The 15,313-nt window shown below is 60.4% G+C and carries 15 protein-coding genes; 14 read left to right on the forward strand and 1 reads right to left on the reverse strand.

Going from position 1 to position 15,313, the window contains the following annotated elements; genetic code table 11:
* The first annotated feature begins 23 nt into the window (after positions 1–23).
* The 8 genes from HPA02_RS02590 (at position 24) to HPA02_RS02625 (ending at position 7,762) form a co-directional block, all read left to right on the forward strand.
* The gene (locus HPA02_RS02590; RefSeq protein ID WP_146801512.1) at positions 24–911 is read left to right on the forward strand and encodes a branched-chain amino acid ABC transporter permease; all 888 of its coding nucleotides are present in this window, start codon (positions 24–26) and stop codon (positions 909–911) included.
* The gene (locus HPA02_RS02595; protein ID WP_146801513.1) at positions 911–1,894 is read left to right on the forward strand and encodes a branched-chain amino acid ABC transporter permease; all 984 of its coding nucleotides are present in this window, start codon (positions 911–913) and stop codon (positions 1,892–1,894) included. The genes HPA02_RS02590 and HPA02_RS02595 overlap by 1 nt, the downstream gene beginning before the upstream one ends.
* Before the next feature lie 498 nt (positions 1,895–2,392).
* A complete protein-coding gene (locus tag HPA02_RS02600; protein ID WP_186809908.1) occupies positions 2,393–3,442 on the forward strand; it encodes a linear amide C-N hydrolase in 1,050 nt (349 codons plus the stop codon).
* Between the two features lie 908 nt (positions 3,443–4,350).
* A complete protein-coding gene (locus HPA02_RS02605) occupies positions 4,351–4,737 on the forward strand; it encodes a RidA family protein (RefSeq protein ID WP_146801514.1) in 387 nt (128 codons plus the stop codon).
* An 85-nt stretch (positions 4,738–4,822) separates the two neighbouring features.
* The gene (locus HPA02_RS02610; RefSeq protein ID WP_146801515.1) at positions 4,823–5,434 is read left to right on the forward strand and encodes a hypothetical protein; all 612 of its coding nucleotides are present in this window, start codon (positions 4,823–4,825) and stop codon (positions 5,432–5,434) included.
* A 90-nt stretch (positions 5,435–5,524) separates the two neighbouring features.
* Complete coding sequence (locus HPA02_RS02615; protein ID WP_146801516.1) at positions 5,525–6,073, forward strand: AbiU2 domain-containing protein; 549 nt, start codon at positions 5,525–5,527, stop codon at positions 6,071–6,073.
* A gap of 109 nt (positions 6,074–6,182) precedes the next feature.
* Positions 6,183–6,755 (forward strand): hypothetical protein, encoded by a 573-nt coding sequence (locus HPA02_RS02620; RefSeq protein ID WP_146801517.1) that lies wholly within the window; start codon positions 6,183–6,185, stop codon positions 6,753–6,755.
* A gap of 29 nt (positions 6,756–6,784) precedes the next feature.
* Positions 6,785–7,762: a DUF4917 family protein gene (locus HPA02_RS02625; RefSeq protein ID WP_146801518.1), complete on the forward strand. Its 978-nt coding sequence runs from the start codon at positions 6,785–6,787 to the stop codon at positions 7,760–7,762.
* A 115-nt stretch (positions 7,763–7,877) separates the two neighbouring features.
* On the opposite strand, the gene HPA02_RS02630 is transcribed toward HPA02_RS02625, so the two are convergent.
* Complete coding sequence (locus HPA02_RS02630) at positions 7,878–8,786, reverse strand: LysR family transcriptional regulator (RefSeq protein ID WP_146801519.1); 909 nt, start codon at positions 8,784–8,786, stop codon at positions 7,878–7,880.
* A gap of 169 nt (positions 8,787–8,955) precedes the next feature.
* Here HPA02_RS02630 and HPA02_RS02635 point away from each other — a divergent pair, with 169 nt between their 5' ends.
* The 6 genes from HPA02_RS02635 to HPA02_RS02660 all read left to right on the forward strand — a co-directional run bounded on the left by HPA02_RS02635 (position 8,956) and on the right by HPA02_RS02660 (position 15,303).
* Positions 8,956–10,065 carry an S-(hydroxymethyl)glutathione dehydrogenase/class III alcohol dehydrogenase gene (locus HPA02_RS02635; RefSeq protein WP_146801520.1) on the forward strand — a complete coding sequence of 370 codons (1,110 nt, stop codon included), beginning with the start codon at positions 8,956–8,958 and terminating at the stop codon, positions 10,063–10,065.
* Positions 10,066–10,119: 54 nt separating this feature from the next.
* Positions 10,120–10,977 (forward strand): S-formylglutathione hydrolase, encoded by an 858-nt coding sequence (gene fghA, locus HPA02_RS02640; RefSeq protein ID WP_146801521.1) that lies wholly within the window; start codon positions 10,120–10,122, stop codon positions 10,975–10,977.
* Positions 10,978–11,470: 493 nt separating this feature from the next.
* Positions 11,471–12,592 (forward strand): choline metabolism transcriptional regulator GbdR, encoded by a 1,122-nt coding sequence (gbdR, locus tag HPA02_RS02645; protein ID WP_146801522.1) that lies wholly within the window; start codon positions 11,471–11,473, stop codon positions 12,590–12,592.
* Positions 12,593–12,696: 104 nt separating this feature from the next.
* A complete protein-coding gene (mtgA, locus tag HPA02_RS02650; RefSeq protein ID WP_146801523.1) occupies positions 12,697–13,404 on the forward strand; it encodes a monofunctional biosynthetic peptidoglycan transglycosylase in 708 nt (235 codons plus the stop codon).
* A gap of 323 nt (positions 13,405–13,727) precedes the next feature.
* Positions 13,728–14,705, forward strand: a complete 978-nt coding sequence (locus HPA02_RS02655; RefSeq protein WP_146801524.1) for a dipeptidase — start codon at positions 13,728–13,730, stop codon at positions 14,703–14,705.
* Positions 14,706–14,757: 52 nt separating this feature from the next.
* Positions 14,758–15,303, forward strand: a complete 546-nt coding sequence (locus HPA02_RS02660) for a DUF5943 domain-containing protein (RefSeq protein ID WP_146801525.1) — start codon at positions 14,758–14,760, stop codon at positions 15,301–15,303.
* The last annotated feature ends 10 nt before the right edge of the window (positions 15,304–15,313 follow it).

Here is a 15,313-nt window from a genome sequence, read left to right on the forward strand (position 1 = left end):
CCGCTGGCGAGGAGATTCCTACCATGACGATGATATTCGGGGTGCCCCTGGCGGTATTCATGGGGCAGCTGCTGCTGGGGCTGATCAACGGCGCCTTCTACGCCCTGCTCAGCCTGGGCCTGGCGGTGATCTTCGGCCTGCTGAAGATCGTCAACTTCGCCCACGGCGCCCAGTACATGCTGGGCGCCTTCGTCGCCCTGCTGGGCTCCCGCTACCTGGGGCTCGACTACTGGCTGGCGCTGCTGCTGGTGCCGCTGGTGGTGGGCGGCTTCGGCATGCTGATCGAGCGGCTGCTGCTGCGCCGCATCGCCCACCTGGACCACCTCTACGGGCTGCTGCTGACCTTCGGCCTGGCGCTGATCTTCGAGGGCGCCCTGATCAACCTGTTCGGCGTCTCCGGGGCCAGCTACCCGATTCCCGAGGCGCTGCAGGGCGGCGTCAACCTGGGCTTTATGTTCCTGCCCATCTACCGCGGCTGGGTGCTGGTGGCGGCCCTGGCGGTGTGCCTGTTCACCTGGTTCATGATCGAGCGCACCCGCCTCGGCGCCTATTTGCGCGCCGGCACCGAGAACCCGGCGCTGATGCAGGCCTTCGGCGTCAACGTGCCGCTGCTGATCACCCTCACCTACGGCTTCGGCGTGGCGCTGGCCGCCTTCGCCGGGGTACTGGCCGCGCCCCTCTACCCGGTGTCGCCGACCATGGGCTCGAGCCTGCTGATCGTGGTCTTCGCGGTGGTGGTGATCGGCGGCATGGGCTCCATCCTCGGCGCCGTGCTCACCGGCCTGGCCATGGGCCTGATCGAGGGGCTCACCAAGGTCTATTACCCCGAGGCCGCCAACACCGTGATCTTCCTGGTGATGATCCTGGTGTTGCTGCTGCGCCCCGCGGGACTCTTCGGTAAGGAGGCATGATGGACACCACCCAGACCCTTTCCCCCACCCGGCAGCGCCAGCGCCGCGCCCAGTGGCGCCGCCAGGCGCTGACCCTGGCGCTGCTGGCCGTGGGCCTCGTGGCCCCCTTCGTCGCCTACCCGGTGTTCCTGATGAAGGTGCTGTGCTTCGCGCTCTTCGCCTGCGCCTTCAACCTGCTGCTCGGCTATGCGGGGCTGCTCTCCTTCGGCCACGCCGCTTTCCTGGCCACCGGCGGCTATGTCACCGGTTACCTGCTGGCCAGCTACCCGGGGCTGACCCCGGAGCTCGGTATCCTCACCGGCACCGCCGCCGCCGTGGCGCTGGGAGCGCTGTTCGGGGTGCTGTCGATCCGTCGCCAGGGCATCTACTTCGCCATGGTGACCCTGGCCCTGGCCCAGCTGATGTTCTTCGTCTTCGTGCAGTCGCCCTTCACCGGCGGCGAGGACGGCCTGCACGGCGTGCCCCGGGGCGAGCTGTTCGGGCTGATCAGCCTCAACAGCAACCTGGCCATGTACTACTTCGTCTTCGCGGTCTTCCTGATCGGCTTCGCCATCATCCAGCGCGCCGTGCACTCGCCCTTCGGCCAGGTGCTCAAGGCGATCCGCGAGAACGAACCCCGGGCGGTGTCGCTGGGCTACAACGTCGACGCCTACAAGCTGCTGGCCTTCGTGCTCTCCGCGGGCCTCGCCGGCCTGGCCGGCTCCACCAAGACGCTGGTCTTCCAGCTCGCCTCGCTGACCGACGCCCACTGGCACATGTCCGGCGAGGTGATCCTGATGACCCTGCTCGGCGGCGTCGGCACCCTGTTCGGCCCCCTGGTCGGCGCCGGCCTGGTGGTCAGCCTCCAGCACCTGCTCGCCCAGTCGCCGCTGGGCAACTGGGTCAGCGTCATCCTCGGCCTGATCTTCGTCGTCTGCGTGCTCAGCTTCCGCAGCGGCATCGTCGGCGAAATCCTCAAGTCCTACCGCAAGAACTTCAAGTAACTCCCCCATGCCTCAAGCTTGGCGCCCCAAGGGCGCCTTTTTTCTGCAACCACCACCGGCCTTCGGGATCGCCACTAGTCTTGGGGGGCTGCTGGTTTCTGTGAGAAGGACTCTGGTTTTGTGGGAGCGCGGATTCCGCGCGAATGACCCGCAGGACACCAGGCCATGGCCACCAGCCTTGGGGGAGGGCTGCTTGGCCTCTGTGGGACCGCCACTGGTGGTGCTTTTGTAGGAGCGCGGATTCCGCGCGATATCGCCCGAAGGGCGATCCTGGCTGCCCAGCCTTTGCACCCCCAATTTCCCTTGCCTACGCTAATTCACGATTACCGCTGAGACAGTCAGGGATGGCAACCAGCCCTCAGGGACTACCGCATGGATCGCGGCCGCCACCGTAAGACGCAGAGTACTGCCACCAACCATGCGGCATGGCCAACGACCGCCGGGGTCGTTGAGGCAGGGAAGCCATCAACATCACGTATCACCAGGAGGAAACGTGACATGAAGCAAAAATGGACTTTGACCGGCGCATTCATGGCCACAGCAGCCGTGCTTATGCCTCTTCAATCCGTCGATGCTTGCACGCGTGTGCTATGGAACGACAACGACCTGGCCGTCGTGGTCGGGCGCACGATGGACTGGCCGGAATCCACGGAGCCGGTGCTGACCGTTATGCCACGGGGCATGGAGCGTGACGGTGGTCGCACCGGTTCCACGGTCACGGTCGAGGAGAACCCGGCGCAGTGGACATCCCAGTACGCGAGCATGGTCACCACGATTTACGGAGTCGGCTCGGTCGATGGCTTCAATGAGCGGGGCCTGGCGGGCCACCTGCTTTACCTGAACGCCGCCGACTTCGGCGAGCGCGATCCTAGCAAGCCGGGCGTGCAGGCGGGGCTGTGGCTGCAGTTCGTGCTCGATAATGCGGCAACCGTGGCCGAGGCCATCGAGGCGCTCGATACGGTGCAGATCGTCATGACCGAGGCCGCGGGCCACAAGTCTTACGTTCACATGGCCATCGAAGACGCCAACGGTGACTCCGCCATCATCGAATATATCGACGGCGAGCCGGTGATCCACCATGGCCAGGAATATCGGATCATGACCAACGACCCGACCTATGACGAGCAGCTGGAATTGCTGGCGCAGCTGGACTTCTCCGACCCCAGCAGTGACACGCCGTTGCCGGGCAACGTCAAGGCCACCGACCGCTTCCAGCGCGCCGCCTACTATTCGGCGATGTTGCCGGAGCCTAGCAATGAGCGTGAAGCGATCGCCGGAATTCTGGCGATTGCACGCAATGTTTCCGTTCCCTTCGGCGCCCCCTACAAGGACTTTGGTATCTACAACACGGAATATCGTACGGCCATCAACCTCACCGACAGGCGCTACTTCTTCGAGCTGACCACCAGCCCCAACGTGATCTGGGCGGAGCTCGACGGCTTCGGCCTGGAGGCCGGTGCGCCGGTGATGACGCTGGACCCGGACGATATCGACCTGGCAGGGGACGTCACGGCCAGCTTCCAACCGGCTGAGAGCGCTCCCTTCTGAGGCAGCTCGCCTGATCGCTGCATTTGAGAGTCCCCATAGGCCGCGCCGCAGGCGCGGCCTATGGGCAATGCCACCAGACTTGGGAAAACCACCACCCCCTACCAATCTCCAATCCCTTTCCACCCCCCAACCTTTGCATCCCCCACCCCCCTTGCTTACTCTTGATACTTAAGGCCGCTGAGAGGGTCAGGAACAACAACAAGCACGCAGGGACTACCGCATGGATGGCGGCCGCCATCATAAGACGCAGGGTAGGGGCGGTAGCGTGCCTGGAGTCTTCGGCACCTCACCAGCCAGCCACCGAGTATGATTGAAACCGGCAAAAGCAGAAGTCGCACGAACTCTGCATATGACGCCAAGCTATAATTAATTTTCTTTGGTGTCAGAAGGTTGGCGTTGAACGGTAGGCTGCATTTGTCGGACGAACGTGCCAGCACGTTGATCCAATCATAGGACGCGGCGCCTAATACCTGTTATAGCGCTCGGCCCACACCAGCAGAAAGAGCAATACTCATAGTCGACCAAGTGCCATCGGCGCTCGTCGGCCGAATGGGAACACAATCAAATCCGTGGTAACTTTGGCCGCAAGTACGTGGCGCTGCTCTGGGCAATCAGTTGACTGGCATTTGGTACCACCCAGCGGTGGGTAGTTGTCCGAAACATCAAGGCCGACCAAAAGGTCTGAGCTTTCGTTCGGTGGCGTGAAAATAAGAAGGATCAATGGAAATGGTCACTACCCCACTCTTTTCCAGCACCCTTGACCGTAATGCTCCGGCGGAGCTCCGCAAAGCGTGCTTTCCTTCCAGGCCGACGCGTCGCGGCCATAACCAAGCGCTGCACCCGGATAAATTACTCGCTTCGCTCCCAATTTACCGGTGAGCGCGGCGTTATACCTCAAGGAGGAGCATATGAGAAAGCTGGTAAGTTCAGGGTCTCCGTTGGAAGAACCGATTGGGTTTTCCAGAGCATGCAGAGTTGGAAACATGATTTCTGTCTCCGGCACGGCACCCATAGAGAATGGTGAAACTACCTGCGTTGGGGATGTTTATGGGCAGACCAAGTATTGCCTGGAACTGTCTATTCGGGCTATTGAAGAGGCTGGAGGAAAACCGACAGATATAATCAGAACTCGCATCATGCTCACTGACATTTCTCGTTGGGAGGAAGCCGCCAAAGCACATGGTGAGCTATTTTCTGCAATAAGGCCCGCGTGTACGTTTGTTGAAGTAAGCCGCTTCATCAATCTGGACTGGCTCGTAGAAACGGAGATCGATTGTGTCTTGGGTCAGGTATAACAAGGCCAGGCACGCGACGCCTAATGCATTGCGGCTTCGCCTCCATTCCGCAGCCGCGCATGCTGGCTGGCGTTAGGTGAAAGACGTGATCGAAAAGAAACTCGACAGCCTTACTAGCTGGCAGAATCTTAAGTCAGCCGCCCGATTGCCTTTCGTAGGCTCCATGTATATCTGGATATTTATTGTGCCAATTGCCGCAAAAGCATTGGAGAGCATCCCAGAGACAGGAGCATTCACCATATTCGGACAAGATATCCGGCTCAACCTGAGTCTGCCTTTCTCATGGGTGGTTTTCTATTTCTCTGCACTGGCTTTCGCCGTTGCAAACGTTCTCTTTAAGGTTAGATGCCCCTCCATTATTCAAGAGAATGACAGTTTCAGTGACTTTGCCGCGTCCAGGAAAGGGATAACTCATCTGGATAAGTATCTCTTCGAGGCTGGAATGAATTGGGAAGGCCTCAGGCAGGCTCTAGAAAGAGCGGATGAGCACTTTCACGGTAATATGCAAATTGAAGTATATGAAGGGAAATCAGAGCCTCTTCAAAGAGAATTCTGGATGGTAATGCGTTACGCGGATCAGTGTTCGAGTCGTACGCGGTATCTGGCTGCATTGAGTTATCTATTTGCATTCGCACTAATTGGGGTCGTTATAGTTCAGAATTTAGCCCTGGTGTTCAAGCTTGGAGTGTTGCCATAGCCATTCACCTAACAATCGCAGGCACCGGGACAAAATTTCCGCTGCGCTACAATTTTGCCCGTGCTGCGGGCGTTATGCATGTGAGAGCATATGTTAACCGAGACCTTAAAAAATGACTTTATCCCATTAAAAGGAGAAATGTATCAGCTGTGTCTAAGCCTATACAGCTATCGCGAAAAATTTGACAATCTCGGGGAGAGGTTTCGAAAAAGCTCGAGGTATTTTCTTCTGGAGGAGGTCACGGCTCTACGTGCTATTTCAAATGAGATAATTATGCACTTATGTAAGCTTGACGAAGACAAGTCCAAAGTCTCTTTTCATGCGGCAAAAAAGGCCATTAATAAACTTCCAGGATTGGATCACGATAAGCGAATTTTAAATGAAGCAATCAAAAGCTTTCGCGATTCTATAAATGCAATAAAGACAAAGCATAGAAATCGATATATTGCACATTTAACAGAAGATGGCTACCCAGAACCGTTTGATCTGCCAGACTTCACAGCAGAGTTTCAAGAGCTGGTTGAAGAGGCTTATAATGTTTTTACCCTCATCTGGGGGGCTGAAGTCCAATTTGGTTTCAAGGTTGGCTCGCAAGAAAGATTTTTGAACTTCAACGAAGAGTTCTTACAAAATGCATAACAAGGCCATTAAATTCGCTCCCTTCAGTCGCCGGACGCTCGCAAGCTCGCGCCGTTTATGGCAGCGTTATGCAAAAAGTACAACAATCTAGCACTAGAGCTAAGCATATATGTCTTCTTACAAAGAAAGATTCGTTTCGGCAATTAACTATACGAAGAAAATAGGCCTGGAGCCTGGTGAAACGCCTATTCCTTGGCGTAAAAAAATTTCAGTCAAAAAAGCAAGGGATGTGCTCTTTCTTTCGCGCGATGTGCTAGACGCATTGGGGATGCGGCAATCGTCTGATCTTGCAATGAATTGTGTGGCAGTACATTTCGAGCTGCAAAGAGCTATTTATCACTATCTTAATATGAAAACCTACATAACAATAGGTGATATATTTTTCTCGGACTATATATATTGCGAAATGTCGCATGAATCGATAGAAAAAGAGATGACGAATCCGGTTCTTGGGGAGCCAATCAAATCCCATGTCTGGCTGACTCTGCCTGATGGTAGCATTTTAGATTGCACCGGAGAGGCACACTTAGATTTGATATTTGGCAGAGAGGAGCACCCTCTCGAAGAATGCCTTTCTTTTATTCCACCTGACAAGAATATTGAGGACGGGTATCGCAGGCCTTTTCTTGTGGGGCCTGAGTTTATGGTTAGAGCCGGTGTATTTACAAATCCAAATGCATAATACGCTGTTATGCCTAAAGGAGGTTCGCCTTGCAGACTTTTCAAGAAGCTATAGATTCAGTTGATGAAGACGCCAAGCCATCAATTGTGCTGGCGAATGGCTTTTCACAGGCCTGGAACGCCAGAATTTTCAACTATGAGAACTTGCTGCAAGCGGCAAACTTCGGTGATCGCGATACGGTAATTCGACCGCTATTCCAAAGCCTAGAAACATATGATTTCGAGGCAGTATCGAAACAGCTAACCGCCGCAGAAACAGTGCTGAGAGCATATGATCCGGACAATGCATTGATTGAAAGCATCGTTTCTGATAGAGATGTTCTTAAAGATTCTTTGATAACAGCAATATCAAACACTCACCCTAATTTACCCAGTGAAATTACGGACGATCAGTATGTGGCTGTCAGGACATTTCTGTCTCAGTTCAATGAGATATTTTCGATTAACTACGACCTTTTGTTTTATTGGGCAAGAAATAAGTACAACTTAGCACCAGAGAATTATAGAACGGATGATGGATTTCGTGCCCAACGTCGCTGGGAAGGTCATGGCACTGACCAAGAAGTATATTTTCTGCATGGTGGGCTTCATATTTACGATACAGGTCGTTATATCAAGAAACACGCTTGTACCGATGATGGCGTCACGATTATTGAGCAAGTAAGAGATAATCTAGAGCATGGAAGTTTCCCATTATTCGTATCTGAGCCCATACATGAGAGAAAAAGGCAGAGGATAGACCACAATCCATACCTGAACTACTGCTTTCAAGCCCTAGGAAACTTGAGGGGCAGCTTGTTTATTCATGGTCACTCCATGGATGAAAACGATAAGCATATATTTGACCAAATAAAATCTAGCAGGGTATCAAAGGTTTTTGTAAGCATCTATGGCGACGAGAATACAGCGGCAAATACTAGGACAAAGGCCAATGCTATGGCATTTCTTCAGGGCTTTGGTAAATCTGTTGAATTCTATCAAGCTGAATCAGCGCCCGTGTGGGCATAACAATCGCAGGCACGGGGACAAAGTTTTCGCTGCGCTTCAACTTTGCCCGTGCTGCGGGCGTTGAGGCTGTAGCAAAAGAGTACAGTGACGGTATTCACCCGACACACTGCCAGCATCACACCTCCACCCTCACCTCCCTCCGCTTCGGCAAACTCCCCGGCAAGTACGCCACCAGGTGATCGACGAACTGCCGCACCTTGGGGGAGAGGTGGCGGTGGCGGGGGTAGACCGCCCAGACGGCGGTGTCCCGGTGGCGGAAGGTGTCCAGCACCGAGATCAGTTCACCGCTGGCCAGGTACTCCTCCACGTAGTAGTCGGGTAACTGGGCCAGGCCCAGCCCCTTGAGGGCGGCGTCCAGCAGGGCGGGGCCGGAGTCGGCCCGCCACTTGCCCTGCACGCGGATCTCCCGGCGCACGCCTTCCACCTCGAACAGCCAGGAGTCGCGGCTGCCGACCAGGCAGCGGTGGTTGCTTAGCTCCGCCAGGCTATGCGGGCGCGAGACCTGCTCGAAGTAGGCCCGGGAGCCCACCACGTATTCGCGGCGTTCGCACAGGCGCCGGGCGATCAGCGTCGAGTCCTTGAGCACCCCCATGCGCACGGCGATATCGTAGCCCTCGTCGATCAGCTCCACCTGGCGGTTGGTGAAGTGCATCTGCACCTCCAGTTGCGGGTGCAGGCGCTGGAAGTCGTTGACCAGGGGCGCCACGAAGCGCTCGCCGAAGGTGGTGGCGGCGGTCAGCTTGAGCACCCCCTTGGGGCGGGCCTGGAAGTCGGTGATCGCTGCCTCGGCCTCGCGGAAGCCATCGAAGAGGTGGCGGCAGTGCTCGTAGTAGAGGGCGCCGGCATCGGTGAGGCGGATCTGCCGGGTGGTGCGGTAGAGCAGTTGGGTGCCCAACTGGTTCTCGAGCTGGCCCACCAGGCGGCTGACATGGGAGTTGGAGACCTGCAGATGGCGCGCCGCCGCCGAGAAGGTGCCCAGGCGCACCACTTCGACGAAGGCTTCGATACGGTCCCAACGTTGCATGACGGACGACCCCTTGGCTGATTGTTGCTCAGTAACAATAATCTTGTGTCGGTGACCCGATTTATCCGCTACCGACCCATCACCTAGACTGCAGGTATTCGGCGCCACCCTAGGTTCAGTACGAAAACTGGCGCCCCTTTACCGTGTCACTCGCTGTCGAGGAACCGCTATGAAATCACGTGCCGCTATTGCCCTGGAAGCCGGCAAGCCGTTGGAATTGGTCGAAATCGACGTGGAGGGCCCGAAGGCCGGCGAGGTGCTGGTGCGCATCGCGGCCACCAGCGTCTGTCATACCGACGCCTTTACCCTTTCCGGCGCCGACCCGGAAGGGCTCTTCCCCTCGGTGCTGGGCCATGAAGGCGCCGGCGTGGTCGAGGCGGTGGGCGAGGGCGTCACCAGCCTGCAGCCGGGCGACCATGTCATCCCGCTCTATACCGCCGAGTGCGGCAAGTGCAAGTTCTGCCTCTCCGGCAAGACCAACCTCTGCCAGTCGGTGCGCGCCACCCAGGGCCAGGGCCTGATGCCGGACGGCACCTCGCGCTTCTCCTTCGAGGGCAAGACCCTGCACCACTACATGGGTTGCTCCACCTTCAGCGAATACACCGTGCTGCCCGAGGTCTCCCTGGCCAAGGTCTCCAAGGAGGCGCCGCTGGACAAGATCTGCCTGCTGGGCTGCGGCGTGACCACCGGCATCGGTGCCGTGCTCAACACCGCCAAGGTCGAGCCGGGTGCCACCGTGGCGGTGTTCGGCCTGGGCGCCATCGGCCTGGCGGTGATCCAGGGCGCGCAGATGGCCAAGGCCAGCCGCATCATCGCCATCGATGTCAACCCGGACAAGTTCGAGCTGGCCCGCCAGTTCGGGGCCACCGACTTCGTCAATCCCAAGGACTACGCCGACCCCATCCAGCAGGTGATCGTCGACCTGACCGACGGCGGCGTCGACTACTCCTTCGAGTGCATCGGCAACGTCAACGTGATGCGCTCGGCCCTGGAGTGCTGCCACAAGGGCTGGGGCGAGTCGATCATCATCGGCGTGGCCGGTGCCGGCGAAGAGATCTCCACCCGTCCGTTCCAGCTGGTCACCGGCCGGGTCTGGAAGGGCTCCGCCTTCGGTGGGGTCAAGGGCCGCAGCGAGCTGCCGGGCTATGTGGACCGCTACATGAACGGTGAACTGAAGATCGACGAGTTCATCACCCACGACATGCCCTTCGAGAAGATCAACGAGGCCTTCGATCTGTTGCACGAGGGCAAGAGCATCCGTAGCGTACTCCACTACTAAGGCGACTTTATTCGAGAGGCGGCCCCGCCACGGCGGGGCCCAAGGAGAGCACGGATGACCATGTCTGAAAGCCTGGAACTGGTGTCGGCCACCAAGAGTTTCGGTGGCTGGATCAAGCGCTACAAGCATCGCTCCCGGGCGCTGGATTGCGAGATGATCTTCGCCATCTACCTGCCGCCCCAGGCGGAGAGCGAGCGGGTGCCGCTGCTGTGGTGGCTGTCGGGGCTGACCTGCACCGACGAGAACTTCATGCAGAAGGCCGGCGCCCAGCGCCTGGCCGCGGAGCTGGGCATCGCCATCGTCTGCCCGGACACCAGCCCGCGAGGCACCGACCTGCCCGGCGAGCACGACAGCTACGACTTCGGCTCCGGCGCCGGCTTCTATGTCAACGCCACCCAGGCGCCGTGGAAGAGCCACTACCGCATGTACGACTATGTGGCCGACGAGCTGCCCTCGGTGGTGCGTCAGCACTTCCCGGTCAATGGTCGCGAGTCGATCAGCGGCCACTCCATGGGCGGCCATGGCGCCTTGATCCTGGCGCTGCGCCACCCGGGGCGCTTCCGCTCGGTGTCGGCCTTCTCGCCCATCGTCAATCCCAGCGCCTGCCCCTGGGGCCAGAAGGCCTTCCAGGGCTACCTGGGCGACGACGCGGGCACCTGGACCCAGTACGACGCCTGCGAGCTGGTGGCCAAGGGCGCCTCGCGCCAGCCGCTGTTCATCGACCAGGGCGAGGCGGATAACTTCCTGGAGGAGCAGCTCAAGCCGGAACGCCTGGAGGCGGTGTGCGCCGAGCACGACCACCCGCTGACCCTGCGTCGCCACCCGGGCTATGACCATAGCTACTTCTTTATCGCCAGCTTTATCGACGACCACCTGCGCTACCACGCGGAGCGGCTGCACAAGAACCGCTGAGTCGTTGTTGCGGGACCTTTTCCCTACCGGCGCCGCCTTGTGCGGCGCTTTTTGTTGGTGCTTCCCAGGGGCGGCGAAGGCGCCTGATAGCTTCTAGATCGCCCTTCGGGCGATATCGCGCGGAATCCGCGCTCCCACAGTGGTGGGTGGGGCAGCTCCCACAATAGCTTGAGTGGCCACTGGGGTTGTGGGAGTTCGGCTGTGCCGAACGATATCGGCCGCAGGACGGTCCCAGTCCGCCTGTGGCGATAGGGTAGCTCCCGCAATGGGAGCGACGCCGACTTATCCAGGTGCGACGTTATTGTCTGAGTGCAATAACCTATTGCTTCCTGATAGCCAAATTTGTCATGTCACTGCGCGACACAGGGGGTACATTTCACGCAAGGCTTGCCTATACGCGACACCGATGGCGCTTTCGGGGCCGCCGCCGACCAAGACGACACAAGCATAAAACGATCGCCATGACGATCGTCGGCTCAGAGGAGACTCGACCATGACCACCAGCACCCCCGTTGCCGCTAGCTCCCCCCAGACCCTGGGGTTCCTGCTGCTCGACAACTTCACCCTGATTTCCCTGGCCTCGGCCATCGAGCCGTTGCGCATGGCCAATCAGCTGGCCGGTCGCGAGCTTTACCGCTGGTACACCCTGAGCCTGGACGGCGCCCCGGTGCGCGCCAGCGATGGCCTCCAGGTGACCCCGGATGCCGCCACCAACATGCCGCTGGCGCTGGACATGGTGATCGTCTGTGGCGGCATCGGCCCCAGCCGCAGCGTGCAGCGCGAGCATATCGCCTGGCTGCAGGGGCAGGCCCGTCAGTCCCGGCGCCTCGGCGCGGTCTGTACCGGTAGCTGGGCCCTGGCCCGCGCCGGCCTGCTCGACGGCTACGAGACCAGCATCCACTGGGAGTGCTTGGCCGCCATGCAGGAGGCCTTCCCGCGGGTGGCCCTGACCACTCGGCTGTTCTCCATCGACCGCGATCGGGCCACCGCCTCCGGCGGCACCGCGCCGCTGGACATGATGCTCAACCTGATCGGTCGCGATCATGGTCGCGAGCTCTCCGCCGGCATCTCCGAGATGTTCATCTACGACCGGGTACGCGGTGAGCAGGACCAGCAGCGAGTGCCCCTCAAGCATGTGCTGGGCACCACCCAGCCCAAGCTGCTGGAGATCGTCGCCCTGATGGAGGCCAACCTGGAGGAGCCCATCGGCCTCGACGAGCTGGCCCACTACGTGGACGTCTCGCGGCGCCAGCTGGAGCGGCTGTTCCAGAAGTACCTGCACTGCTCGCCGTCGCGCTACTACCTCAAGCTGCGCCTGACCCGGGCCCGCCAGCTGCTCAAGCAGACGCCGATGTCGATCATCGAGGTGGCCTCCGCCTGCGGCTTCGTCTCCACCCCGCACTTCTCCAAGTGCTACCGGGAGTACTTCGGTATCCCGCCCCGCGACGAGCGCCTGGGCATCGGCTCCCGGGCGCCGGCCGCCGAGCCGCTGCACACCAAGGCCCTGGCCGGCCTGGCCCAGGGCGACGACGGCCCCGACGCGCCGGTCTCCAGCGCCGTGCTGGCGTTGGCCCAGGCCCAGGGCGAGCCCACCTACGCCAGCGTGCCGCTGTAACGTCTGGCCCTCGGGCCAGGGTGTCGTCGTAACGTTAAGCCGCGTCCCTTATCGGGGCGCGGCTTTGCCGTATACTGGGCGCCCGTTTTTCGATGAGACCCGCCATGCTCGCCGACTGGCTTCGTCGCCTGACCCGTATGCTGCTGCTCGCCCTGCTCGGCTTCGTCGCCGTCTCGGTGCTGCTGGTGCTGCTGTTTCGCGTGGTGCCGGTGTTCGGCTCCATGGTGATGGTCGAGCGCAAGGTGCAGTCGTGGATCGCCGGCGAGCCGATCGCCATCGAACAGCAGTGGCGGCCCTGGGAGGCGCTCTCCGACCACGCCAAGCTGGCGGTGATCGCCGCCGAGGATCAGCGCTTCCCCGCGCATCGCGGCTTCGACCTGGTGGAGCTGCGCCGCGCCTGGGAGGCCAGCCGCAACGGCGGCCGGCTGCGCGGCGCCAGCACCCTGAGCCAGCAGACCGCCAAGAACCTCTTCCTGTGGACCGGGCGGAGCTGGGTGCGCAAGGGGCTGGAGGCCTGGTTCACCCTGCTGATCGAGGCGCTCTGGCCCAAGGAGCGCATCCTCGAGGTCTATCTCAATATCGCCGAGTGGGACAGCGGGGTGTTCGGCCTGGAGGCCGCCGCCCGGCACTATTTCGGCGTCTCCGCGGCCCGGCTCACGCCCCACCAGGCCAGCCTGCTGGCCGCCATCCTGCCCAATCCCCGGGGCCGCGACGCGGCGCGTCCCTCGGCCGAGGTCGCCCAGCGCGCCTCCTGGATCCGCCAGCAGATGCGCAACCTGGGCGGCGCCGCCTACCTGGAACGGCTTTATTAAGACTCCTCCTCCGCTGGAGTCTCTAATTGTGGGAGCTCGGCTGTGCCGAGCGATAGCCAGGGGCGACTGCGTCGCCCAATCGCGCAGAATCTGCGCTTCCACAAAACCTGCGGCCACCCTGCCTATTGTTGGTGTTCCGGCTGTGCCGAGCGATAGCCAAGGCTCCTACAAAACCCGTGGCCACCAGGGCTTCCAATAGACCTTTATCGCGATTGCGACACCCCTGACGTTTTTGGAATTTTGCCGGTCGCTTCCAAGCGCCGGGGGGGAGGGGGGCGGCGCTATGCTGCCGGCAAGTCAACGACACTGCCGGAGTACCTTCCATGACCCCCCGCGAACTGCACGACGACGCCATCGTTATCGACGGCCTGATCATCGCCAAATGGAACCGTGAGCTCTTCGAGGACATGCGTCGCGGCGGCCTCACCGCCGCCAACTGCACCGTCTCGGTGTGGGAGGGCTTCCAGGCCACCGTCGACAATATCGTCAAGTCCAACCAACTGATGGCCGAGTGCAGCGACCTGGTGCGCCCGGTGCGCACCACCGCGGACATCACCCGGGCCAAGGAAGAGGGCAAGACCGGGATCATCTACGGCTTCCAGAATGCCCATGCCTTCGAGGATCAGATCGGCTACGTCGAGATCTTCAAGCAACTGGGCGTGGGCATCGTACAGATGTGCTACAACACCCAGAATCTGGTCGGCACCGGCTGCTACGAGCGCGACGGCGGCCTCTCCGGCTTCGGCCGCGAGATCGTCGCCGAGATGAACCGCGTCGGCATCATGTGCGACCTCTCCCACGTGGGCGCCAAGACCTCCGAGGAGGTGATCCTCGAGTCCAAGAAGCCGGTCTGCTACTCCCACTGCCTGCCCTCCGGCCTCAAGGAGCACCCGCGCAACAAGTCCGACGAGGAGCTGAAGTTCATCGCCGACCACGGCGGCTTCGTCGGCGTGACCATGTTCACCCCCTTCCTGCGCGCCGGCGTCGACGCCACCGTCGACGACTACGTCGAGGCCATCGAGTACGTGATGAATATCGTCGGCGAGGATGCCATCGGCATCGGTACCGACTTCACCCAGGGCCACGACAAGAACTTCTTCGAGTGGCTGACCCACGACAAGGGCTACGCCCGTCGCCTGACCAGCTTCGGCAAGATCATCAATCCCGAGGGCATCCGCACCATCGGCGAGTTCCCCAACCTGACCGAGGCGCTCCTGCGTCGCGGCTTCAGCGAGGCCCAGGTGCGCAAGATCATGGGCGAGAACTGGGTGCGCGTCCTCAAGGACGTCTGGGGCGCCTGATCCCCGTTGCTTCTCTCTATCTCTGAATAACGACAACTCGAGGAATCTTCCCGTGACCAAGATGGCCCCCGAACTGCCCATCGAAGTGGATAGCGAAACCGGCGTCTGGACCACCGATGCCCTGCCCATGCTCTACGTGCCGCGCCACTTCTTTATCAACAACCATGTGGCCGTGGAGGAGGCGCTGGGCGCCGAGAAGTACGCCGAGATCCTCTACCACGCCGGCTACAAGAGCGCCTGGCACTGGTGCGAGAAGGAGGCCGAGATGCACGGCCTCGAGGGCGAGGCGGTGTTCGATCACTACATGAAGCGCCTCTCCCAGCGTGGCTGGGGTCACTTCATCACCGAGGCCATCGACCTCGACGCCGGCACCTGCCGGGTACGCCTGGAGCACAGCGCCTTCGTCTACCAGCTGGGCAAGGTGGGCCGCAAGATCGAGTACATGTTCACCGGCTGGTTCGCCGGCGCCATGGACCAGATCCTCGCCGCCCGCGGCAGCGACCTGCGCACCGTCGCCGAGCAGACCCAGAGCGCCGCCGAAGAGGGCTGCGAGGTGGGCTATTTCGAGACCCAGCCGCTGACCGGCACCGCCCGCTAAGTCCCGGGAA

This window comes from Bisbaumannia pacifica, assembly GCF_007989625.1.
Classification (GTDB): domain Bacteria; phylum Pseudomonadota; class Gammaproteobacteria; order Pseudomonadales; family Halomonadaceae; genus Bisbaumannia; species Bisbaumannia pacifica.